Genomic DNA, 22719 nt, shown 5'->3' with positions numbered 1-22719 from the left:
CTCACTGCTGATTCCGTCGCCGCCCTCCGTGGACGGCTGTGAAACACCTTCTGTGGTCACCCTAATGCTGTGCGCTGTGCACCGGATGGGAATCGCTACACGAAACCGGGATATGCGATGATTTGTTCCCGTTTTCGTCGACCGGGTACGCCGACGTCTTCACAAGGCCGCCAGCGCCCGCCGAATCGCCAGGTGGGCCGTCTCACGGCGGATGCGCTCACGGTCGCCGGCGATGACCAGGGAGTCGACCCGAGTGCCCAACGGCGTCGACACGGCGATGTGCACCGTGCCGACCGGCTGCCCATCCTGCTCTTCGGGGCCCGCGACGCCCGTCGTGGCGATCCCGACGTCGGTGGGCACGCCGTCTCGACCCAAGACGTCGCGCACGCCGCGGGCCATCTGACGCGCCACGCGAGGGTGCACAGCCCCGTGCGCCTCCAGCAGCGTCTGATCGACGCCGAGCAGACCGTGCTTCAGGTCGGTCGCGTACGCGACCACTCCCCCGCGCACCGTGCGCGAGGCGCCGGGGATGTCGACGAGCGAAGACACCACGAGTCCACCGGTCAAAGACTCCGCCACGCCGATCGTCCACCCCAGCTCGACGAGGCGCTCCAAGAGGACGGCAGCGCTTTCACGAGGTGTCCGGACGAGGGTCTCGTCGAGGTCGTCGGGAACGCCGTCGATCACCGTGCCGCTCGCTTCTTCCGCGCCGCCCGGACCTCGGTCACGACGTAGTCGAGTCCGGAAGCGATCGTAAGGACGACCGCGATCGTCATCGTGATGACGCCCGCCCACCAGACGGTGGCCTGCCACGCACCCGCACTCGACACCGTTGCGAACGGGATCAGAGCGATCGAGAGAGCGATGGCTTGGAAGACCGTCTTGAGTTTGCCCATCCACGCCGCCGCCAACACGTGATCGCTCACGACGAGGAAGCGGTAGACGGTGATGCCGATCTCGCGCACGAGCACCACGATGGTGACCCACCAGGGAAGCTCACCCAGGATCGACAGTCCCACGAAGGCGAGTCCCGTCAGGGCCTTGTCGGCGATGGGGTCGAGGAGCTTTCCGAGGTCGCTGACGATGTCGTACCTGCGGGCGATGTAGCCGTCGACGCCGTCGGTGGCGATGGCCACGATGAACAGCACGGCGGCTGCCCAGCGGAGGCCGCCGTCGGCGCCCGCGTCGACGAGAAGGAGCCAGAGGAAGACCGGCGCGCAGACGATGCGCGCGATGGTGATCGCGTTGGGCAGCTGCGGGTGCACGGCCATCAGTCGCGACCCGTCAGCTGCCAGGCGTCCTCGGAGCCCTCGTCGTCATCGGCGTTGACAACGGGCAGACCCTCGAACTGCGCCTCGATGGGATCGGAGCCGTACCGGTCGTCGGCGCCGGGTGCGGGGGCCGCCGGAGCGTCATCGCCTCGAAGGCGCGCGAGCACCGCGGGGAGTTGCTCGTTGGTCACCATCACGTCGCGCGCCTTCGACCCCTCGGACGGTCCGACGATCTCGCGGGATTCCAGGAGGTCCATGAGACGACCCGCCTTCGCGAAACCGACACGGAGCTTGCGCTGCAGCATCGAGGTCGAGCCGAACTGAGTCGACACCACGAGCTCGGCGGCGGCGAGCAGCAGCTCGAGATCGTCGCCGATATCGGCGTCGATCTCTTTCTTCTCGGCGGCGGCCTGCACGTCGGAGCGGTACTCGGGCCGCGCCTGCTGAGTGACGTGCGCGACGACCTTCTCGATCTCCTGCTCGCTCACCCACGCGCCCTGCACGCGAAGAGCCTTGGAGGCTCCCATCGGCAGGAAGAGACCGTCTCCCTGCCCGATGAGGCGGTCGGCACCGGGCTGGTCGAGGATGACGCGGGAGTCGGTGACGCTGGTCACCGCGAATGCCAGGCGTGAGGGGACGTTCGCCTTGATCAGCCCCGTCACGACGTCGACCGATGGACGTTGGGTGGCGAGGACGAGGTGGATGCCGCTCGCGCGGGCGAGCTGGGTGATGCGGACGATCGAGTCTTCCACGTCACGCGGGGCGACCATCATGAGATCGGCGAGCTCGTCGACGACGACCAGCAAGTAGGGATACGGCTTCAGCACCCGCTCGCTGCCGGCCGGCAGCGTGATCTCTCCCGCGACCACGGCGCGGTTGAAGTCGTCGATGTGGCGGAAGCCGAACGACGCGAGGTCGTCGTACCGCATGTCCATCTCTTTAACGACCCACTGCAGCGCCTCGGCCGCCTTCTTGGGGTTCGTGATGATGGGGGTGATGAGGTGCGGCACGCCGGCGTACGACGTGAGCTCGACGCGCTTCGGGTCGATCAGCACCATGCGCACGTCAGAGGGTTTGGCGCGCATCAGCAGGCTCGTGATCATGGAGTTCACGAAGCTCGACTTACCCGAACCGGTGGAACCGGCCACCAGAAGGTGAGGCATCTTCGCGAGGTTGGCGACGACGAACCCGCCGCCGACGTCTTTTCCTACGCCGATGGTCATCGGGTGCGTGGACGAGGTCGCGGCATCCGAGCGGAGGATGTCGCCGAGGGTCACGATCTCACGGTCGGCGTTGGGGATTTCGACACCGATCGCGCTCTTGCCCGGGATGGGCGCGAGAATGCGCACCTCGTTGGAGGCGACGGCGTAGGCGATGTTGTTGGTCAACGCGGTGATGCGCTCGACCTTGACCCCCGGACCGACCTCGATCTCGTATTGGGTCACTGTCGGGCCGCGCGAGAACCCAGTCACGCGCGCGTCGACCTTGAACTGCTCCATGACGCTCTCGATCGCCGCGACCACGGCGTCGTTCGCCGCCGAGCGCGCCTTCGGCGGCGTCCCGGCGGCGAGGGCGGTGACCGCGGGAAGGCGGTAGTTCGCCGCGGGGGGCGCACCGGCGTGGTCTCCGCCGAGACCCGAGATCCCGGGGAGATCGTCGTCCGGTGCGTGTTCGAGGGGCGAATCGTCGTGCAGACCACGACCCGCCGCGGCACCCGCCAGAGCCGTGGCGTCGAACACCTCGGTCAAGGCGTCGGGCGTCGGGGGCAGGGGCGGCGGCGTGGGACGGGTCGTCGGCTCGGGCTCGACCACGGCGGATTCGAAGCCGCCCTGCGTCGTTCCGGGCGACAGCAGCTCGGTCAGGTCGTTCGACCCGAGGGAGCCGTCGGTCTCTTCTTCGCGACCCGTCTTGTTTCGGCGCCACCACGGCAGCGACTTCTCGCCCGATTCCTCGTCGGAGTCACCCGCGGGCAACACCTGGGTCGCGGCAGTCTCGTCGCGCTCGGCACGCTCGGCCCCGAACATCCATGCGTACAGGTCGCCCAGGCGGCGTCCGATGCGATTCGGCGGGGTCTTGGTGAGGATGAGGATGCTCAACACCGCGAGCACGGAAAGAGCGATGTACGCCCCGACGTTCTGAAGGACGAGCGCGAGCGGCTCTCCGACGATCCAGCCCGCGAGCCCGCCGGCGGGACTCAGCGCCGGCAGACCACCGATGTTCGGTGCGGGGCGACCCCCCGCGACGTGACAGAACCCCGCAACCGTCACGACGAACAGGGCAAAACCGATTCCCACGCGGCCGTTGTCGTGCACCGAGGCCGGGTGGCGGAACAACCAGCCCGCCAGGAGAATCAGCAGAACCGGCAGAACGAAGGCGACCCGGCCCACCAGTCCGCCGAAGCTGTACGCGCTGATCAGCGCAGCGGCATCCGTCCCGATGAAGAACCACTCGACCACCGCGCCGAGAGCCGCGAGCACGACGAGGAAGAACGGGAAGCCGTCGCGTCGCTGATCGCGCTCGAGGTTCTCGGGGCCGAATGCGCGGAACATGCCGCCCACGCCGTGCGCGACCGCCATCCACGCGCGGGCCGCCGCAGCAGGCTTTTCGGGCTCGTCGACGTAGCGCTTGGGCGCCGGGGCTGCGCGCTTCGACGCGGGCGGCGTGGATTTCGCGCGCGACGACCCCTTGGCGGGAGCGCGGCCGCCGGACGGTGACGAGGTACGAGGCATTCCTCCACGGTAGGCCGACCCTCCGACATTCGGGCGTACCGACGCGGACTTCAGCCCAGGCGCTTGACCATGACGTCGCGCCCCATGCCCTTCCGCACGACGGCGAAGCCCTCCGACCGGTACAGGGAGAGCGCGTAGTTGTCACGCTCGACGCTCAAGCTGATGCGCGCGAATCCCTGCACGCGGGCGTGATCGACCAGGCGCTGCAGCAGTGCACGACCGGTGCCGTGCGCGCGCCAGACGGGGCGCACGCCGATGATGAGCTCGGGCACCCCCGTGCCGACCCACCCGAAGCCGGGTTCGTCGCGGGGAAGCATGCGGTACCACGCCGCCCCGACGGGTTCGCCGCTCGGCGACTCGGCGACGAACCCCGAGTCGCCTGGGCGCATCCACCCCGCGATGTAGCGGCGGTACTCCGGGCTGCTGACGATCTCGTGACGCGGCCGCGAGACACCCGCGCGCCACGTCGCGGCCTCGACCGTCATGTCGGCGAGGAAGGCGCCGTCGGAGGCGAGCGCCGCACGGATCGGGAGACCGGGCATGCCCGAATGATAGCGAGCGCGCGCGGGGAGCGGGAACGACGAAGCGCCGCGGGCAAACCCGCGGCGCTTCGATGAGAATCAGGCCTCGATGACCATCGGCACGATCATGGGCCGCCGACGCAGAGACTGGTTGACCCAGCGACCGATCGTGCGACGGACGACCTGCGACAGAGCGTGGTTGTCGCGCACCCCCGACTTCGCGGCCTCCGCGAGGGCCGCGGCGATCTTCGGCTTGACGCTGTCGAACACCTTGTCGGCCTCGGCGAAGCCGCGCGCGTGGATCTCCGGACCGGAGATGACGCTGCCGGTCGCGGAATCGACGACGACGATCACCGAGATGAAGCCCTCCTCGCCCAGGATGCGACGATCCTTCAGATCGGCATCCGTGATCTCGCCCACCGACGAGCCGTCGACGTAGACGAAACCGATATCGACCTGACCGACGACCTCGGCGACGCCGTCGCGCAGGTCGACGACCGTGCCGTTCTCACCGAGGATCGTGTTCTTCTCGGGAATGCCGGTCTCGCGCGCGAGCTTCGCATTCGCCATGAGGTGGCGGTACTCGCCGTGCACGGGAAGCACGTTCTTGGGCTTGAGGATGTTGTAGCAGTAGAGCAGCTCGCCGGCGGCCGCGTGGCCCGAGACGTGCACCTTGGCGTTGCCCTTGTGCACGACGGTCGCCCCGAGCTTGGTCAGCCCGTCGATCACACGGTAGATCGCGTTCTCGTTCCCGGGGATCTGACTGGATGCCAGGATGATCGTGTCGCCCTCGCCGGGCTCGATCGCGTGGTCGAGGTTGGCCATGCGACTGAGCACGGCCATCGGCTCGCCCTGCGAACCTGTCGACATGTAGACGATCTTGTCGTCGGGCAGGTCGCGCGCCTTCTTGTAGTCGATCAGCACGCCATCGGGGACGTTCAAGTAGCCCAGATCGGCGGCGATGCCCATGTTGCGCACCATGCTGCGGCCGAGCAGCGCCACCCGACGACCGTTGGCGTGGGCGGCGTCCAGCACCTGCTGCACGCGGTGCACGTGACTGGAGAAGCTCGCCACGACGACGCGACGCGGAGCGCGGGCGATGACCTGGTCGAGCACGGGGCCGATGCCCCGCTCCGTGGGGGTGAACCCGGGGACGTCCGCGTTGGTGGAGTCCACCAGGAAGAGGTCGACGCCCTCCTCGCCCAGGCGGGCGAAGGCGCGCAGGTCGGTGATCCGGCCGTCGAGCGGCAGCTGGTCCATCTTGAAGTCGCCGGTGGCCAGCACGAGGCCGGCGGGCGTGCGGATAGCGACGGCGAGCGCGTCGGGGATGGAGTGGTTCACGGCGATGAACTCGAGATCGAACGGGCCGACCTTCTCGTGCTGACCCTCCGTGACCGTCAGCGTGTACGGGCGGATGCGGTGCTCTTTGAGCTTCGCCTCGATGAGCGCGAGCGTCAGGCCCGAGCCGATGAGGGGGATGTCGCCCTTGAGCTTGAGGAGGTAGGGAACGGCGCCGATGTGGTCTTCGTGACCGTGGGTGAGAACGACACCGACGATGTCGTCGAGGCGGTGCTTGATGGGCTCGAAGTCGGGCAGGATCAGGTCGACGCCGGGCTGGTGCTCCTCGGGGAAGAGCACGCCGCAGTCGACGACGAGCAGCTTGCCGTCGTACTCGAACACGGTCATGTTGCGGCCGACTTCGCCGAGACCGCCGAGCGGGATGACGCGGAGGGTACCCGCGGCGAGCGCGGGCGGGTCGAACGGGGTAGTGGGCATATGAGCCTCCTCGGACACCGCCTCGCGGCATCCCTTCGTGTGGCGTCCCTGGCCGCGGTTCGGCGGACGCCGATGCTTATCTCGTGGTGCCGTGCACCTTCGGCAGGGCACCGCCGGCGGCCGCGTTGCGGTCGGGGCGGAAGTTGGAGAAGTCGGCGCCGGCCACGTCCTTCACGAGGGCCAGCTCGTCTTCGATGACGGCGGCTTCCCACTCCTCCGGCCCGACGAGGGGCAGGCGGACGCGCGGGCTGCCGATGCGGCCGAGGCCGTGGAGGATGTACTTCGCCGCGACCGTGCCGGGCACGTGCGTCATGACGGCGCGGACCAACGGCTCGAGACTCTTGTGCGCGGCCGTGGCCGAGGCCAGATCGCCCGCGTTCACGGCGTCCACGATCGTGCGGTAGGGCATCGCGGTGATGTTCGCCGTCACACCGATGAGGCCGGAAGCCCCGATCGACAGGTGCGGCAGCACGTTGGCGTCGTCTCCCGAGAAGTACATGAGGTCGGTCTGGTTCAGCACGCGGCTGACCTCGCTGAAATCGCCCTTGGCGTCCTTGATGGCGAGGATGTTCGGGTGCTTGGCGAGACGCAGGATCGTCTCGTACTTGATGGGCACACCGGTTCGACCGGGAATGTCGTAGAGGATCACCGGCAGGTCCGTCGCGTCCGCGACGAGACGGAAGTGCGTCAGGATGCCGGCCTGGGTCGGCTTGTTGTAGTACGGCGTGACGATCATGATGCCGTCGGCGCCGGCCTTCTCGCTCGCCTTGTAGAGCTCGATCGCGTGCGCGGTCTCGTTCGACCCGCCGCCCGTGATGATCTTGGCGCGACCGGCCGAGACGCTCTTTCCGACCTCGACGAGACGCAGCTTCTCGGGGTCCGTGAGGGTCGAGGTCTCACCCGTGGTGCCGGTGACGACGATGCCGTCGGCTCCGGCGGTGATGACGTCGTCGATGTGCTTCTCGGTGGCGGGCCAATCGACTTCGCCGTCGGCGGTCATCGGGGTGATGAGCGCGACGAGCACCTGACCGAAGGGATTGCCGGAGTGCGTCATGGGTCCAGGTTATCGGTTCGCGGCGTTCCACCCTCGGCGTCGCCCGCAGCTCGGGTGAACAATGCGTGACAGCGACCGCGTCCTAGGGTGGGCGTCATGGCCTGGACCACCCGCTCATCGCGCACCGTCTACGAGAATCGCTGGATCCACGTGCGTGAGGACGAGGTGACCGGCCCCCACGGCGACGGGATCTACGGCGTCGTGCGGATGCAGCACCCCGCGGTGTTCGTCGTGGCCCTCGACGAGCGGGAGCGCGTGTGCTTCGTCGAGCTCGAGCGCTACACGACCGGGCGCTCCCTCGAGGTTCCCGCGGGCGGCTCCGACGGGGAGGATCCCCTCGAGGCCGCGAAGCGCGAACTGCTCGAGGAGACCGGGGTCACGGCATCCGAGTGGAGCTCGCTGGGGCGGATGAATGCGCTCAACGGCATCGCAGACGCTCCCGAGTACGTGTTCCTCGCGCGGGGGTTGACGACGACGGATGCCACGGCCTCGCAGCACGAGGAGGGCATCGACGCCGTGCGGTGGATCCCCTTCGCCGAGACGCTCGATCTCATCGCGAGCGGGGAGGTGTCGGACGGCGAGACGATCGGCGCTCTCGCCCTGGCGGGAATCCGGCTGGGCCGTTTCCGCTGAACCCGTGCGGGGCGCGGTTCAGCGTCCGCGCGAGGCGGCGCGCACGACCATGGCGTCGGGAAGCAGGCGCGAGGCGGCGACGAGCACCCTGTACCGCCACGACGGCACCGACACCGAACGACCGCGAGCGGCGTCGCGCAGGCCCTCGCGGACCACGTGCTCGGCGTCGAGCCACATGCCCGCAGGTACGCCCTCTCGGCCGGGCGGCAGGCCGAGGCGCTCGTGGAAGTTGGTGTGCACGAACCCGGGGCACACCGCGGTCACGCTCACACCGCGCGGGGCGTAGACGACGTTCGCCCAGCGGCTGAACGAGATGAGCCAGCCCTTCACCGCACCGTACGTGCCGCGCGGGACGAACCCGGCCACCGATGCGACGTTGACGATGCGGCCGCTCCCCCGCTCGAGCATGGCGGGCAGGGAGGCGTGCATCAGCCTCATCGCGGCTTCGACGTGCAGGCGGAGATGCCGCACCTCGAGGTCGACGGGGTTCTCTTCGAAGGCGAGATCGAGGCCGAAGCCGGCGTTGTTGACGAGCACGTCGACGCCCTCGGCCAGGCGCCTCTCGACCACGGCGAGCGCATGGCCGTCGAGGAGGTCGGCGCCGAGCACCTCGACTTCGACGCCCCATCTCGCTCGCACATCGCTCGCGACCCGTTCCAGCGCCGCGCCGTCGCGGGCGACGAGGACCAGATCGGCACCGCGGGCGGCCAGCTGACGGGCGAACTCCGCGCCCAGGCCCGAGCTGGCGCCGGTGATGAGGGCGACGGCCACCTCAGCGCGTCCCTCGGCGATAGGTCTCGAAGCGATACCGGATGCCGCTTACGGAGGTGTGCCACCCCTCGACGGGATCGGCGGCCTCGAGCGTCCATCCGTCGACCGAGGGGGCGAAAGTGTCGCCGTCCACCTCGACGTCGAGGCGTGTGAGTTCGAGGACGTCGGCGCGGTGGATCGCCTCGGCGTAGAGCCGGCCTCCCCCCATCACCCAGACGTCCTCGCCCTCTGCCCGCGCGAGAGCGTCATCGAGCGAGGATGCCCTCTCGGCGCCCTCGGCGGTCCATCCCTCGGAGCCCGACACGACGAGATTCCGGCGCCCGGGGAGGGGGCGGAACCGCGGCGGGAGCGACTCCCATGTGCGCCGGCCCATGATGACGTCGGACGACCCGGTCACCGCGCGGAAGTGCGCGAGGTCCTCGGGCACGTGCCAGGGCATCCCTCCGTCGGCGCCGATGACGCCTCCGTGCGCCTGCGCCCACACGAGGCCGACCGCGGTCATACCGCGACGGCTCCGCGGATCGCGGGGTGGTGCTGGTAGTCCTCGACGACGATGTCGTCGAACGAGTAGTCGAAGATCGACTCCGGCCGGCGGGCGAAGCGGAGCGTCGGGTAGGGGTATGGCTCGCGCGAGAGTTGCTCGCGGACCTGCTCTCGGTGGTTGTCGTAGACGTGGCAGTCGCCACCGGTCCAGACGAACTCGCCGGGCTCGAGGCCCGTCTGCTGCGCGACCATGAGCGTCAGGAGCGCATAGGAGGCGATGTTGAACGGCACGCCGAGGAACATGTCGGCGCTGCGCTGGTAGAGCTGGCACGACAGCTTGCCGTCGGCGACATAGAACTGGAACAGGGCGTGGCACGGTGCGAGCGCCATGTCCGGGATGTCGGCGGGGTTCCAGGCCGACACGATCAGCCGACGCGAGTCGGGGTCGCGACGGATCTGCTCCACGACCTGCGAGATCTGGTCGATCGTCCCGCCGTCGGCGGTGGGCCACGAGCGCCACTGGACACCGTAGACGGGCCCGAGCTCGCCATCGTCATCGGCCCACTCGTCCCAGATGGTGACGCCGTTGTCTTTCAACCACGACACGTTCGATTCGCCGCGCAGGAACCACAGCAGCTCGTACACGATCGACTTCAGGTGCACGCGCTTGGTCGTGATGAGCGGGAAGCCGTCGGCGAGGTCGAAGCGGATCTGACGCCCGAACACGCTCGTGGTGCCCGTCCCGGTGCGGTCGGACTTGTGCACGCCCGTTTCGAGAACGTCGCGGAGCAGGTCTTCGTAGGGCGTCGGGATGTCGGCGGTCACGGCCCTCACGATACCCGCGAAGCGGTCCCACCAGAACGTGGGAAGGGGGCTCGGTGCGTGGCCGCGGGGCGCGCTCCGCTGGGGAGGAGGCTCCGTCACGGGAGGACTCATCGGCCCTCGTCGCGCGCACGCGCATTAGCGTTGACCGTCGTGGACGTGACCTTCGCTCTTCTCGCGGTCGGCGCGCTGGTCGTGCTGACGACGCTCGTCGGTGTCGTGTTCCGCCGACGACAGGGGCGCGCACGGACCGTCGACTCGGCCGAGGCGGTCGATCCCGGCCTGCTCGGCGCGGACCGCCTGGGCCCGGAGGCGACCCTGGTGCAGTTCAGCACCGAGATCTGCTCGCGCTGCCCCGGGGTGCGCCGCATCCTCACGCAGGTCGCCGACTCCCGTGAGGGCGTCCACTACATCGACGTCGACCTGACCCATCGTCCCGATCTCGCTCAGCAGTTCCACGTCCTGCAAACCCCCACCACCCTCGTGCTCGATCGACGCGGAGCCATCCGCACCCGTTTCGGCGGGACTCTCGAACGCGCCGCGGTCGAGAACGAGTTGAGCCGACTGCAGAAGGAGCCCACCCGTGCCTGACCCCTCGCGCATCGACGCCCGCGGCCCGCGCTTCGCGGCATCCATCACCGCCGCCCTGCTCCTGGTGGCGACGGCACTCGGCCTGGTCGGTATCTCGACGCGGCGCGGGGATCTCGGGTGGGTCGCCTACCAGCCCGCGGCCGATGCCACCTTCCGCCCCGACGCCTGGACCGTTCAACAGGTCTCGTTCCAGGACCGCGTCGCCGACCCCGGCTTCGTTCTGCTGCTCGTCATCGCGCTGCTGTTCGTGTGGGGGGTCGCCTGGCCCCGCACGGCGCCCTGGGGCGTCGTGTATCGCCGGCTGGTGCAGCCGCGGCTCGCACCGCCGACCGAGTTCGAGGACCCCCGTCCGCCCCGCTTCGCCCAGGGCGTGGGGCTGTTCGTCACCGCCGCGGGGCTGCTCCTGCACCTCGTCGGAGTGCCGTGGGCGCTGCCGATCGCGGCGGCGATGGCGTTCGTCGCGGCGTTCCTCAACGCCGTCTTCGGGCTGTGCCTCGGATGCCAGCTCTACCTCGTGCTGCAGCGCGCGGGACTCATCGGTCGCCGCGGTCCCGCCGCAGCCTGAGCGTCTTCGAGCAGAGCCCTGTCAAGACCCGCCCGGCGGCCGACGCTCTCACTAGGCTGGCCGCGTCGCGGTCACCCCTGACCGCGCCGAGACAACGGAGGTTCCCCATGGCCGTCACGAGCGAAGCCACCACCGCCTGGAAGGGCAGCCTGTTCGAGGGATCGGGTGAGGTCACCTTCACCTCGTCTGGAATCGGCACGTTCGACGTGAACTGGAAGGCGCGCAGCGAGGGATCGGGCTCGGTCACCACGCCCGAAGAGCTGCTCGCGGGTGCGCACTCGTCGTGCTTCAGCATGGCGCTGTCGAACGCACTGGCCGAGAACGGCACCCCGCCCGAGTCGGTCGACGCCACGGCGTCGATCACCTTCAAGCCCGGCACCGGCATCACCGGCAGCCACCTCAACGTCAACGCCGTCGTCCCCGGACTCGACGACGAGACGTTCCAGAAGATCGCCGCCGACGCGAAGGCCAACTGCCCCGTGTCGCAGGCGCTCACGGGCATCGACATCACCCTCGAGGCGACGCTTGCCTGAGACTCCGGCCCGACGCGTCGTCCTCGCCGGCGCGTCGGGCCTCATCGGCTCGGCGCTCCTCGACTCGCTGCGCGGCGACGGCGTCGAGGTCACCTCGCTCGTGCGCCACGAGCCGACGGCGCCGCACGAGGTGCAGTGGCTGCAGGACGCCGCACCCCTCGACCCCGACGTGCTCGCCGGGGCCGACGCGGTGGTGTGTCTGAACGGCGCGTCCATCGGGCACTTCCCCTGGACGGCCTCGTACAAGAGCACCCTGCTGTGGTCGCGTATCACGCCGACCCGTACGCTGGCCGCGGCCGTGCGCGCGCTCGGTGCCGACGCCCCCGCACTCGTGAACGCCAGCGCCACCGGCTTCTACGGATCGCAGCCGGGAGCCGTGCTGACCGAGACCTCGAAGCGCGGCTCCGGTCTGCTGGCCGACATCTGCGTCGACTGGGAGCACGCCGCCCGCGCCGCCGGCGACTCGGCCCGCGTGGCGATGCTGCGCACCGCTCCCGTCGTGCACGAGCAGGGCGTGCTCAAGCCCCTGCTGCTTCTGACCAAGCTCGGCCTCTCGGGCCCCATCGGGCGCGGGACGCAGGTCTGGCCCTGGATCTCGCTCGACGACGAGGTACGGGCCATCCGCCACGTCATCGACGCCGACGTGTCGGGACCGGTCAACCTCACCGGGCCGGTGCGCGCGACGGCGAACGACCTCGGGTTCGCTCTGGCTCGCCGCATGAACCGTCCCTACCTCGTACGCGCGCCGATCTGGGGCGTCAAGCTCGCCCTCGGGTCCGACGCGACGGAGGCCCTGCTCACCTCGGATGCCGACGTTCGTCCCGCCGTCCTCGAAGACAGCGGATTCATGTTCACGCATCGCACGGTCGAAGAGGCCGTCGCCTCGGCCGTTCCGGCGCGCGACGCGGCCTGAACGCGCGGGGACGACCGACGCCACGCCGGTCGTCCCCGCGGCGCTGGCTCGTGTTCAGGCCGTCCGGCGCTCCGCCGTCTCGAGGCGGATCGCCGTGCGGATCGCGTCTCGCGCGCGACGACGATCTCCCGCCGCGTCGTACGCGAGCCCCAATCGGTAGCGCGCGCGCCAATCGCCGGGGTGCTCCTCGACGTCCGCGCGGTAGCGCGGAAACAGCGCGTCGCCGTCCTCGCGCTCGATGCGGCCGCTGGGACGAACGGGAAGGTCCTCGTCGGGCAGCCCGCCCTCGGCCTCCAGCCGCTCGCCCAATCGCTGTGCACGCACGCCGAACCACAGCTCCCGACCGATCGCCCAGATGGCCAGGGCCGGAAGGACGAGCAGCGCCACGCCCATCACGACGCCGACGGTCTCGCCGCTCGAGAGCAGCACGATGGCCCGCTGCCCCGCCAGCACGACGTACATCAGCAGAAGCACCGTCATGACGGCGACCGCGACGCGGACTCTCATGCGCTGGTGACGCCCGCCACCTGGCCCGACACGTCGCCGTCGGCGATGGGGGCCTCGGGCGGCAGGGGTCGCACGCGTACCCCGATGTCGATGAAGCTGTCGAGGCCCACGTGCACCCCGCGCGCGTCGCGGGCGGCGGCGAGGGCGATCCGGATGCCGGGAGCGTACGCCCTGGCCGGCTCGATCGTGTCGTGGACGACGGTGAGCGACTCCCCCGCACCCGAGAGAATCGTCTCCTGCCGGGCGACGACGCCCGGACGGCGGAGCGAGTGGATGGGGACCGATGCGACACGCTGGCCACGGGCTCGCTGATCGACGTGCGGCGATTCGACGGGTCCGACATCGGCCCGCGCCGCTGCGATCAGCTCGGCCGTGCGCACGGCGGTGCCACTGGGTGAGTCGATCTTGGTCTCGTGGTGCGCCTCGATGATCTCGATCGAGGGGAAGAACGGCGCCGCGGCCGCGGCGAGGGCACTGCCGATCACCGAGCCGAGGGAGAAGTTCGGGATGAAGACGGCGCCCGTGCCACTGGCATCCACGAGGGAACGGACCAAGGCGATGCGCTCGTTCGACCAGCCCGACGTGCCTACCAGCACATTGATGCCGCGTTCGACGGCCGCGCGGACGACGTCGATCGACACCGCGGGCGTGGTGGCGTCGATGACGAGGTCGGCTCCGTCGATCTCGCTGAGCGGAGAGGCCGAGGTGAGCACCGCCGTCACCTCGTAGCCGTCCTCGGCGTCGACGACCGCGCGGATCACTCCGCCCAGCTTTCCGGTTCCCCCCACGATGGCCACACGCGTCGTCATGCGTCCAGCCTAGGCGCGAGCACCCGGCGTCGCGGCGTTATCCACAGACGCGCCGCGGACGAACTCAGACGGGAAGCGGGTCGACCAGGCCGGTGCGCAGCTCCACCGGCAGGTGCGCCAAGTCGTTGTGGGAGAGCAGCGTCCAGGGGCGCCCCTTCTTCTGCGCGATGACCGTCAGGCCGCAGTAGGCCTGGTTGATCGTCATCCAGCGCCAGTCGGGCGCCTGCAGAACCTCGCGAACGAACCACGAGATGACGAAGTTGTGCGTGATGACGAGCTCGTGCACCTCGCCGGCCTTGCGCGCGAGGAACTCGGCGGTGGCGTCGGCCATCTGGGCGCGACCGGCGTCGATCTCGGCCTCGCTCACCGAACCGAAGAAGGGCTCGAACACCGAGGGCGTCTCGGGCGTCATCCCGGTGGGGATGCAGTCGAACAGCAGCGCCGAGGACTCGGGCGTGACCGCGGGCAGGCGGTCGGCGACCGCGCGGGCGGTCTGCGCCGCGCGCTCGAGAGGCGAGTGCCAGACAGCGTCGAGAGGGAGGCCCGAGAGGCGGTCGGCCAGCAGAGCGGCCTGCCGCTGCCCTCTCGGAGACAGGGGCCCGTCGGTCAGACCGTGTTCGGCATCCTGGTGCTCGCCATGGCGCACCAGGTAGATGTAGTGCGTCACGTCAGCTCACTTCGTCGTCGATCTGCCGTCCCCCGGCCCTCTCGACAAGCCTACGTCACACCCCCGACACCGGGCCGGTCACTCCGCGGCTCGGGCGATATCCGACAGGTGCGCGCGGCTCAGGCGCACGCCCACGGCGCGCATGCACTCCACGACGTGGCGGGGGGCGAAAGCGTTGACGATCGGCGCCGTCACGATCTTCTGCGCGAGCAGCCAGGCGACGGCGACAGCGGCATCCGGGAGTCCGAGCTCTTCGCCCACCGCGTCGAGGGCCCGCAGAACGCGCGAGCCACGACGGTTCAGGTGCGCCGCCACCTGCGTGCCGCGCACCGACTGCGAGGACTGGCCGCGGGTGCGCGTCTCGCCGGCGAGGAAGCCGTGGGCGAGCGGGTGCGAGGGGGTAACGGCCATGTTCTGGGCCGAGGCGATGAGCCGCACGTCGCCCTCGAACTCAGACCGGCGCAGCACGTTGTAGGGGACGTCGAGTACCGCGATGCGCGGGTACCCGGCGGAGGACAGGATGCGGGCCTCGACGAGCTGTGCGGCGGTATAGCCGTGCGCACCGATCGCGCGGACCTTGCCCGACTCCACGAGCCACTCGCTGGTGGCCAGGGTGTCCTCGAGCAGGGCTCGGTCGCCGCGGGCGGCGTCGAGCGAGAGCACGTCGATGCGGTCGGTGCCCAGGCGCGTGAGCGAGGCCTCGACGGCGCGGACGAGATTGACGGAGTCCAAGCCCGGGTTGTCGGGGTGGCCGCCGATGCGGACCGTCAGCACCGTGTCGTCGCGCATGCGGCGGGTGCGGAGCCACTCGCCGATGATGAACTCGCTGCGACCGGCGGCGTAGCTGTCGGCCGTATGCAGCGCGTTGCCGCCGAGCTCGGCGTACGCGTCGAGGATCTCGTGGCTCGAGCGGGCGTCGACGTTCCAGCCGAACTCTCCCCCGCCGAGGAACAGGGGGAAGACGTCGAACCCCGTCTCGCCGAGAGGCACGCGCACGTGAGAGCCGAGGCCGGGGCCCTGCAGGGTGATCGGCGACGAGGGGTGCGCAGCACGATCCCGACGCAGGCGCGGCGAGGCCGTCTCATCGACGCCCGAGCCGCTCATGGTGAGGTCCTCTCCCCGCGATGCCGGATGACGGTACGGAACCACCCGTATCACCACGCCCCCCGACGTACTACGAGGCTAGGCCTTCCCCGAGACCGGCCAGCCCATTGCCCCGCCGTGGCGATAAACATTGCGTAACGCTTACGCGGCGATCGTCACACCCGCCCCACGGGCCACACGACGGATGCCCGCCCCGCGAGAGCGGGACGGGCATCCGGTGATCAGAGGATCAGCCTTCGGCGGGAGCCTCGGGACCCTGGCTCGCGGCGGCCGAGCTCTCCGTGTCGGCGGGCTCGGGCGTGGTGGCCTCCTCGTCGAGCACGGGCTCGAGCGACAGCTTGCCGCGGTCGTCGATCTTCGTGATGCGCACGAGGATCTTGCGACCGACCGAGAGCACGTCTTCGACGTTCTCGACGCGCTTGCCGCCGGCGAGCTTGCGGACCTCGCTGACGTGCAGCAGGCCGTCCTTGCCGGGAAGCAGCGAGACGAACGCGCCGAAGGTCGCGATCTTGACGACGGTTCCGAGGAACTGCTCGCCCACCTCGGGGTTGGTCGGGTTGGCGATGGCGTTCACCTGGGCACGGGCGGCCTCGGCCGAGGGGCCGTCGGTCGCGCCGATGTAGACGGTGCCGTCGTCCTCGATCGAGATCTGTGCGCCGGTCTCGTCCTGGATGGAGTTGATCGTCTTGCCCTTGGGCCCGATGAGCTCACCGATCTTGTCGACCGGGATCTGGACGCTGATGACGCGGGGCGCGGTGGGCGCCATCTCGTCGGGGGCGTCGATCGCCGAGTTCAGGACGTTGAGGATCGTCAGACGAGCCTCCTTGGCCTGGGTGAGCGCGGCCGCGAGCACCGACGACGGGATGCCGTCGAGCTTGGTGTCGAGCTGGATCGCGGTGATGAACTCGCTCGTTCCGGCGACCTTGAAGTCCATGTCGCCGAGAGCGTCTTCTGCGCCGAGGATGTCGGTCAGGGCGGCGTAGCGCGTCTGTCCGTCGACCTCGTCGGTGACCAGGCCCATGGCGATACCGGCGACGGGGGCGCGAAGGGGCACACCCGCGTTCAGCAGCGACAGGGTCGAGGCGCACACCGAGCCCATCGACGTCGAACCGTTGGAGCCGAGAGCCTCGGACACCTGACGGATCGCGTAGGGGAACTCCTCGCGGCTGGGGAGCACGGGAACGAGAGCACGCTCGGCCAGGAAGCCGTGGCCGATCTCGCGACGCTTCGGGCTGCCCACGCGACCGGTCTCACCGGTCGAGTACGGCGGGAAGTTGTAGTGGTGCAGGTAACGCTTGCTCGTGATGGGCGAGAGCGAGTCGATCTGCTGCTCCATCTTGAGCATGTTCAGCGTGGTGACGCCCAGGATCTGGGTCTCACCGCGCTGGAAGATCGCCGAACCGTGCACGCGCGGGATGACCTGCACCTCGGCGTCGAGCGGGCGGATGTCGGCGAGGCCACGGCCGTCCATGCGCACGCCCTCGGCGAGGATGCGACCGCGGACGATGGTCTTGGTGACCGACTTGTACGCGGCGTTGAACTCCAGGGTTGCGACGGCGGGCAGCTCGCCCGACTCGACGGCGGCGAGGAGCTGCTCCTTGACGGAGGTCTTGACCTCGTCGTCGGCGTTCTGACGCTCCTGCTTGTCGGCGATCTGGTAGACGGGCACCAGACGGTCGTAGGCACGGCCGGCGACGAAGTCGTAGGTCTCCTGGCTGTATGCCGGGAAGACGGGGAAGGACTGGATCTCCTTGGCCGCGGTACGGGCGACCTCGTTCTGCGCGTCGACCAGCTGACGCAGGAAGGGCTTGGCAGCCTCGAGGCCCTCGGCCACGACCTGCTCGTTCGGCTTGGTCGCGCCGCCCTTGATCATGTTCCAGCTGCCCTCGGTGGCTTCGGCCTCCACCATCATGATGGCGACGTCGCCGTCGTCGAGCACGCGGCCGGCGACGATGAGGTCGAAGACGGCGTCTTCGAGCTGCGTGACGGTCGGGAAAGCGACCCACTGGTCGGCGTTCTCGCCCTGGCCGGGGATGAGCGCGAGACGCACACCGGCGATGGGACCCGAGAACGGCAGACCCGAGATCTGGGTCGACAGCGAGGCGGCGTTGATCGCGAGGGCGTCGTAGAACTCCCCGGGAGCGATCGAGAGCACGGTGACGACGATCTGGACCTCGTTGCGGAGGCCGTCGACGAACGACGGGCGCAGCGGCCGGTCGATGAGGCGGCACACGAGGATGGCCTCGGTCGAGGGGCGACCCTCGCGGCGGAAGAACGAGCCGGGGATCTTGCCGGCGGCGTAAGAGCGCTCTTCGACGTCGACGGTCAGCGGGAAGAAGTCGAATCCTTCACGCGGGTGCTTGCCGGCGCTGGTGGCCGACAGGAGCATCGTCTCTTCGTCGAGGTAGGCGGCGACAGCGCCCTGAGCCTGCTGAGCGAGGCGTCCGGTCTCGAACCGGACGGTACGGGTGCCGAAACGGCCGTTGTCGAGAACGGCTTCAGCGGCGGTGATTTCTGGACCTTCCAAGAGGTCCCTCCTTCTTTGTTTAGGCTCGCCGCCCCGTGTGGGCGACGAGCTGACATGCGAAGGAGCAGGAACAGGCAGAAAGGGCGCGCCGACGAATCGGCCCGGAAATCCCGGCGACTGGCCACCAGTAGACGACCACCCGGCGATCCGACGGGGAGTCCACCACAGGGGACCAGCGTCTGCCGGCCTGCTCCGTGAGCTCATATGTAGTTGAGCCGATGCCGAGGCGGCATCCTTCCCCACCCTATCAGCGACCACCGTTCGGGGGTGGGCAGCACACGGGATCGTGCTCTAGCGTGACCTCATGGGCCTCATTCGTCGCATGAGTCACACGCTTCTCGCGTGCGTCGTCGTCGGCGCGGCCCTCGTGCCCTCTCCCGCCTCGGCGGGCGTCCGCACCGGCCATGCCCTCGCCGTCGTCGACGACAGCGCCGTGGCCCAGGTGAAGCAGGAATTGGATGCCGCGGAGGCCGATGCCGCAGCCGCGTCGCACCGTGCCCTCGATGCGTCGGCCGTCGCCGAGCAGACGCGCCTTCAGGCGGAACGGACCGCGGCGCGCGCGGCGGAGCTGACCGCGCAGAGCGCCTCGGCCGATGCCGCGGAGACCTCCAGCGCCGCCGCCGCGGGAGCGAGTGCCGCGCGGTTGTACCGAACCGTGGGCGGTGGCCCCCTCGTGGCGCAGCTCCTGACGGACGCCGATCCCGATTCGCTGCTCGAGCGGCTCGGCATCCTGGATCGTGTGTCCGAGGTCACGGCACGCACCGCGGGCCGGGCCCGCAGCGCGGCCGACGTCGCCACCTCTCTGCGCGAGCAAGCGGAGCAGGCCCGGGACGAAGCCGCGCGCCTGGCCGACGACGCGCGGACCACCGCCGCGACCGCGCAGAGCGACGCCGAGGCCGAGGCCGAGACCGTGCGGGCGGCGCAGGCACGCCTTGATGATCTGTACGCCCAGCTCGCGGCGTTGCGGGCGACCACCGCCGCTCAGGAACGCGCGGCGCGCGAGCAGGAGAAGGTGCAACGCGACGCGCAGCAGCCCGGCGGGTCGGCGGGAGGACCGGTGGCGGCATCCGGCGGCGGATCGGGCTCCGGCGGCGGGTCGACGGGTGGGTCCGGCGGGTCGAGCTCGTCCGGCGGGTCGAGCTCGTCCGGCGGCTCGGGCTCCGGCGGGTCGGGCTCGAGCGGCGGGTCGGGCTCCGGCGGCTCGAGCCCGGGCGGCGGGTCCGGCGGCGGGTCGACCGCCCCGGCGGGGCCGGTCATGAGCCCCGGCGAAGCGCGCTCCGCGGCCCGCGGCGCGATCGGTCGCTACGGCTGGGGCGACGACCAGTTCTCGTGCCTCGTCTCGCTGTGGAACCGCGAGTCGAGCTGGCGGGTCGACGCCTACAACAGCGGCAGCGGCGCCTACGGCATCCCCCAGGCGCTCCCCGGCGACAAGATGGCCACCTTCGGCCTCGACTGGCGCACGAACGCGAACACCCAGATCTCCTGGGGCCTGTCGTACATCAGCTCGCGATACGGATCCCCCTGCGGGGCGTGGGATCACTCTCAGCGCACCGGCTGGTACTGACGATCCGGGTCGAGCCCGCGCGAAACGCGAGAGAGCACACCAGCTCAGCGCGCATCGTCGTGCGACGTCGAGCCGATCGTGAGATCCCGAACGGAGGGCTCACACCGCGTCGGCGCGCTGGCGATCGCCGCGGGTCGGCAGCTCGACGAGGCCGGTGTGCTTGGCGACGATCCCGTCTCCCGCGGTGCGCCCGCGCAGGCGCCGCCACACCCACGGCAGCGCGTCGCGTGTAAGCCAGGTCCCTCGCGACCGCTCGGCGTCGTCGGCGTGCAGAGCCTCGTCGAGTCCGAGCAGCGCTCGCGCATCCGGCACGCCCAGCGCCTCCGCCGCCCGGTAGGCGACGAGGCGGTGCCCGGCCGAGCTGAGGTGCACGAGGTCGTCGGCCCACATCGACGCCTCACCGATCTCGCCCACCGCCTCGAGATCGAGCAGGATGGCGCCCTGCTCGGCCGCGATGCGGCGCACGTGCACGTTGTACGCGGCGAAACGCCGGGCGAAGATGCGCGCCGCGGGCCGGCGCGGGAGGAACGTCGTGACCAGCAGAACGTCGGCGCCGCTGCGGCGGACCGCCCGCACCGCCGACTCGACCTCGGCCACCAGGGCCGGCAGCACCGGGGCGGGGCCGACGAGGTCGTTCGCCCCGATGAGGATCGACACGAGATCGGGTTTCAGCTCGAGCGCGGCAGGGATCTGCTCGTCGATGAGGTGTCGCACCCGCCGGCTGCGCACGGCGAGGTTCGCGTAGCGGAACGGCCCCTGATCCGTGGTGCCCGCGAGCAGCTCGGCGAGGCGATCCGCCCACCCGCGGAACTGCCCCGACGGCATGCGCGACGCGTCGCACAGACCCTCCGTGAGCGAATCACCCAGGGCCACGAAGCGCGTCCACCGCCCTCGGGTTCGGGATGCCGTCATGCCCGCCGGTCGTGGGCTCGTACGCCGCAGCAGACTGTCGTCGACGCGGCGCAGAGCCACGGCGTCGCGGTAGTGCTCGATCAGTGCCCCGGTCAGGGCCGACCATGTCCGCCCCTCGACCGAGTCGCGCGCCGCACGGGCGAAGGCGCGGCGCTTCGACTCGTCACCGATGAGGTCCGCGACCCGGGTGCGCAGATCGTCGAGGTCGCCGGGCTTGTACAACCACCCGTCCACGCTCGAGCGCACGAGATCCAGCGGCCCGCCCACGCCGGTGGCGACCACCGGGACACCGCTCGAGAGCGCCTCCTGGATCGTCTGGCCGAACGTCTCGCTCTCCCCCGGATGCACGAACACGTCGAAGCCCGCGAGGGTCGATGCGAGCTCGGCGCCATCCAGGTGGCCCGTGAACACGGCATCCGGTATCGCCCGCTCCAGCGCCGGACGCGACGGTCCGTCCCCCACGATCACCAGGCGCGTATCGGGCAGGTCGGCGAGGGCACGCAGGTCGTCGACCTGCTTCTCGGGGGCGAGACGCCCGACGTAGCCGATGATGCGCTCGCCGTTCGGCGCGATCCGCGCTCGCCACGCGTCGTCGCGGTGCTCAGGGGCGAAGCGCACGGCATCCACTCCCCTGCCCCACCGGCGGATGCGGTCGACGCCCAGCTCTTCGAGCTGACGGGTCGAGGCCGACGACGGGGCGAGCGTCAGAGTCGCGCGGCGGTGCAGGCGCGCGACGTGGCCCGCGACGAGGGCCGTGGCGTGCGGGAGGCCGTACTTCTGGGAGTAGGCGACGACGTCGGTCTGATAGACGGCGACCGAGGGGATCTTGAGCGCGTCGGCGGCGGCGAGCCCCTGCCAGCCGAGCACGAAGGGGGATGCCAGATGCACGACGTCGGGTTCGAAGTCGCGCAGCAGCGCGCCCAGGCGCGCCGCTCGGGCGAACACCACGCGCACCTCGGGATAGGAGGGCAGCGGCACCGAGCGCAGCAGCTCGGTGCGGGCTCCGTGCAGGTCGGCGGTGACGTCGCCGGACTTGGGGGCGATGACCAGCGTCTCGTGCCCCGCCTCGGCGAGATGGCGCAGAACGTGGAGAACGGAACCGGTGACCCCGTTCATGTGCGGCAGGAAGGATTCGGCCAGCAGCGCGACTCTCACGTGACCAGGGTGGAGCGCATCCGCCTCCCGTGGGAGCGCGGAGGGGCCGACGTTCGCGATGTTCACCGGATGCTCCGCTCGGCGTCACCGCCGCGTCGGCGGGGCGTCTCGATCGGCGGCGGAGAGTGACGGAATGGACGGAGTCGACGCCGGGCTGCAGGCGATCGCGGCGAGCCCCTGGGCTCTGCTCGGCATGGCCGCCCTCGTGTTCGCCGACGCGTTCCTGGTCGTCGTGCCGGGAGAGGCGGCGGTGACGGCATTCGGGGCGCTGGCCGTGTCGCACGGGACACCGCCGTTGGCCGGGGTCATCGTCGTCGCCGGGCTCGCCGCCTTCGCGGGAGACGCCTGTTGCTACCTCGTGGGGCGCACCGTCGGCGTCGAACGCTGGGCGTGGATGCGCGGACCCCGCGTGCGCGCGGCGCTCGAGTGGGCCCGGGCGCGCCTCGAGCGCAACGCCGCCGTGGTGCTGTTCACGGCGCGCTTCGTGCCCTTCGCCCGGCTCGCCGTCAACCTTGCTGCGGGCACCGCGCGGGTGAATCCGGTGCGCTACCTCGGCGTCGCGGCGCTGGCGGCCCTGGCGTGGGCGGCGTACCAGGCGGTGGTCGGCGCGGTCGTGGCCGCGGTCGTCCCGGGCGGCCCGGTGGTCGCGGTGATCGTGTCGATCGTCGTGGCGGTCGGGATCGGCGTGGGCATCGATCTCGTGCTGGCGCGGCGAGCGCGACGCCGGTCGAGCGTGGAAGCGTGACGGCCGCGCCGGTGGGCACGGATGCTCGGCGGGCGGGCGGACGGACCGGGACGAGGGAGACTCGCCC

At 70.4% G+C, this 22719-nt stretch carries 22 protein-coding genes; 7 read left to right on the top strand and 15 right to left on the bottom strand.

What is annotated here, in order from left to right; genetic code table 11:
* Positions 1-159: 159 nt before the first annotated feature.
* From OVA17_RS11175 to dapA, 6 genes are all read right to left on the bottom strand, one after another.
* The gene (locus OVA17_RS11175; RefSeq protein ID WP_210071877.1) at positions 160-687 is read right to left on the bottom strand and encodes a CinA family protein; all 528 of its coding nucleotides are present in this window, start codon (positions 685-687) and stop codon (positions 160-162) included.
* Entirely contained in the window at positions 684-1271 is a 588-nt protein-coding gene (gene pgsA, locus OVA17_RS11170) for a CDP-diacylglycerol--glycerol-3-phosphate 3-phosphatidyltransferase (protein WP_267786632.1), read from the bottom strand. The genes OVA17_RS11175 and pgsA overlap by 4 nt, the downstream gene beginning before the upstream one ends.
* Positions 1271-4000 (bottom strand): FtsK/SpoIIIE family DNA translocase, encoded by a 2730-nt coding sequence (locus OVA17_RS11165; RefSeq protein ID WP_267786631.1) that lies wholly within the window; start codon positions 3998-4000, stop codon positions 1271-1273. Before OVA17_RS11165 ends, pgsA begins: the two co-directional genes overlap by 1 nt.
* Before the next feature lie 50 nt (positions 4001-4050).
* The gene (locus tag OVA17_RS11160) at positions 4051-4542 is read right to left on the bottom strand and encodes a GNAT family N-acetyltransferase (RefSeq protein WP_267786630.1); all 492 of its coding nucleotides are present in this window, start codon (positions 4540-4542) and stop codon (positions 4051-4053) included.
* A gap of 78 nt (positions 4543-4620) precedes the next feature.
* On the bottom strand, positions 4621-6297 hold the full coding sequence (locus OVA17_RS11155; protein WP_210071881.1) for a ribonuclease J: 1677 nt from the start codon (positions 6295-6297) through the stop codon (positions 4621-4623).
* 76 nt (positions 6298-6373) lie between these two features.
* Positions 6374-7351 (bottom strand): 4-hydroxy-tetrahydrodipicolinate synthase, encoded by a 978-nt coding sequence (gene dapA, locus OVA17_RS11150; RefSeq protein WP_267786629.1) that lies wholly within the window; start codon positions 7349-7351, stop codon positions 6374-6376.
* A gap of 96 nt (positions 7352-7447) precedes the next feature.
* On the opposite strand from dapA, the gene OVA17_RS11145 reads away from it, so the two are divergent.
* Positions 7448-7984, top strand: a complete 537-nt coding sequence (locus OVA17_RS11145; protein ID WP_267786628.1) for an NUDIX domain-containing protein — start codon at positions 7448-7450, stop codon at positions 7982-7984.
* 18 nt (positions 7985-8002) lie between these two features.
* On the opposite strand, the gene OVA17_RS11140 is transcribed toward OVA17_RS11145, so the two are convergent.
* From OVA17_RS11140 to OVA17_RS11130, 3 genes are read right to left on the bottom strand one after another with little or no spacing between them, the layout of a single operon-like run.
* Positions 8003-8755, bottom strand: a complete 753-nt coding sequence (locus tag OVA17_RS11140) for an SDR family NAD(P)-dependent oxidoreductase (protein WP_267786627.1) — start codon at positions 8753-8755, stop codon at positions 8003-8005.
* A 1-nt stretch (position 8756) separates the two neighbouring features.
* Entirely contained in the window at positions 8757-9257 is a 501-nt protein-coding gene (locus OVA17_RS11135) for a dihydrofolate reductase (RefSeq protein ID WP_267786626.1), read from the bottom strand.
* Complete coding sequence (locus tag OVA17_RS11130) at positions 9254-10063, bottom strand: thymidylate synthase (RefSeq protein ID WP_267786625.1); 810 nt, start codon at positions 10061-10063, stop codon at positions 9254-9256. Before OVA17_RS11130 ends, OVA17_RS11135 begins: the two co-directional genes overlap by 4 nt.
* Before the next feature lie 156 nt (positions 10064-10219).
* Here OVA17_RS11130 and OVA17_RS11125 point away from each other — a divergent pair, with 156 nt between their 5' ends.
* From OVA17_RS11125 to OVA17_RS11110, 4 genes are all read left to right on the top strand, one after another.
* Positions 10220-10651, top strand: coding sequence for a thioredoxin family protein (locus tag OVA17_RS11125; protein ID WP_324289883.1), 432 nt, complete (start codon positions 10220-10222; stop codon positions 10649-10651).
* Positions 10644-11216 carry a DUF4395 domain-containing protein gene (locus tag OVA17_RS11120; RefSeq protein ID WP_267786622.1) on the top strand — a complete coding sequence of 191 codons (573 nt, stop codon included), beginning with the start codon at positions 10644-10646 and terminating at the stop codon, positions 11214-11216. Before OVA17_RS11125 ends, OVA17_RS11120 begins: the two co-directional genes overlap by 8 nt.
* 107 nt (positions 11217-11323) lie before the next feature.
* The gene (locus OVA17_RS11115) at positions 11324-11749 is read left to right on the top strand and encodes an OsmC family peroxiredoxin (RefSeq protein ID WP_103210405.1); all 426 of its coding nucleotides are present in this window, start codon (positions 11324-11326) and stop codon (positions 11747-11749) included.
* Positions 11742-12662 (top strand): TIGR01777 family oxidoreductase, encoded by a 921-nt coding sequence (locus OVA17_RS11110; protein WP_267786621.1) that lies wholly within the window; start codon positions 11742-11744, stop codon positions 12660-12662. Before OVA17_RS11115 ends, OVA17_RS11110 begins: the two co-directional genes overlap by 8 nt.
* Before the next feature lie 54 nt (positions 12663-12716).
* Here the strand turns inward: OVA17_RS11110 and OVA17_RS11105 are convergent, their stop codons facing one another.
* The 5 genes from OVA17_RS11105 to OVA17_RS11085 form a co-directional block, all read right to left on the bottom strand.
* A complete protein-coding gene (locus OVA17_RS11105; RefSeq protein ID WP_267786620.1) occupies positions 12717-13169 on the bottom strand; it encodes a hypothetical protein in 453 nt (150 codons plus the stop codon).
* Complete coding sequence (gene dapB, locus OVA17_RS11100) at positions 13166-13978, bottom strand: 4-hydroxy-tetrahydrodipicolinate reductase (RefSeq protein ID WP_267786619.1); 813 nt, start codon at positions 13976-13978, stop codon at positions 13166-13168. Before dapB ends, OVA17_RS11105 begins: the two co-directional genes overlap by 4 nt.
* Before the next feature lie 64 nt (positions 13979-14042).
* The gene (locus tag OVA17_RS11095) at positions 14043-14645 is read right to left on the bottom strand and encodes a histidine phosphatase family protein (RefSeq protein WP_210071892.1); all 603 of its coding nucleotides are present in this window, start codon (positions 14643-14645) and stop codon (positions 14043-14045) included.
* A 78-nt stretch (positions 14646-14723) separates the two neighbouring features.
* Positions 14724-15749: an aldo/keto reductase gene (locus tag OVA17_RS11090; RefSeq protein ID WP_267786618.1), complete on the bottom strand. Its 1026-nt coding sequence runs from the start codon at positions 15747-15749 to the stop codon at positions 14724-14726.
* A 229-nt stretch (positions 15750-15978) separates the two neighbouring features.
* Positions 15979-18276: a polyribonucleotide nucleotidyltransferase gene (locus OVA17_RS11085; protein ID WP_210071894.1), complete on the bottom strand. Its 2298-nt coding sequence runs from the start codon at positions 18274-18276 to the stop codon at positions 15979-15981.
* A 304-nt stretch (positions 18277-18580) separates the two neighbouring features.
* Between OVA17_RS11085 and OVA17_RS11080 the strand changes: the two genes are divergently transcribed.
* Positions 18581-19840 carry a hypothetical protein gene (locus OVA17_RS11080; RefSeq protein WP_267786615.1) on the top strand — a complete coding sequence of 420 codons (1260 nt, stop codon included), beginning with the start codon at positions 18581-18583 and terminating at the stop codon, positions 19838-19840.
* 99 nt (positions 19841-19939) lie between these two features.
* Here the strand turns inward: OVA17_RS11080 and OVA17_RS11075 are convergent, their stop codons facing one another.
* Positions 19940-21907, bottom strand: a complete 1968-nt coding sequence (locus OVA17_RS11075) for a GDSL-type esterase/lipase family protein (protein ID WP_267786613.1) — start codon at positions 21905-21907, stop codon at positions 19940-19942.
* A gap of 133 nt (positions 21908-22040) precedes the next feature.
* Here OVA17_RS11075 and OVA17_RS11070 point away from each other — a divergent pair, with 133 nt between their 5' ends.
* Positions 22041-22652 carry a DedA family protein gene (locus OVA17_RS11070; protein ID WP_267786612.1) on the top strand — a complete coding sequence of 204 codons (612 nt, stop codon included), beginning with the start codon at positions 22041-22043 and terminating at the stop codon, positions 22650-22652.
* Positions 22653-22719: the final 67 nt, after the last annotated feature.

The sequence above is a fragment of the Microbacterium sp. SL75 genome, from assembly GCF_026625865.1.
Lineage (GTDB): Bacteria > Actinomycetota > Actinomycetes > Actinomycetales > Microbacteriaceae > Microbacterium.
This window is presented reverse-complemented; position numbering and strand designations above follow the sequence as displayed.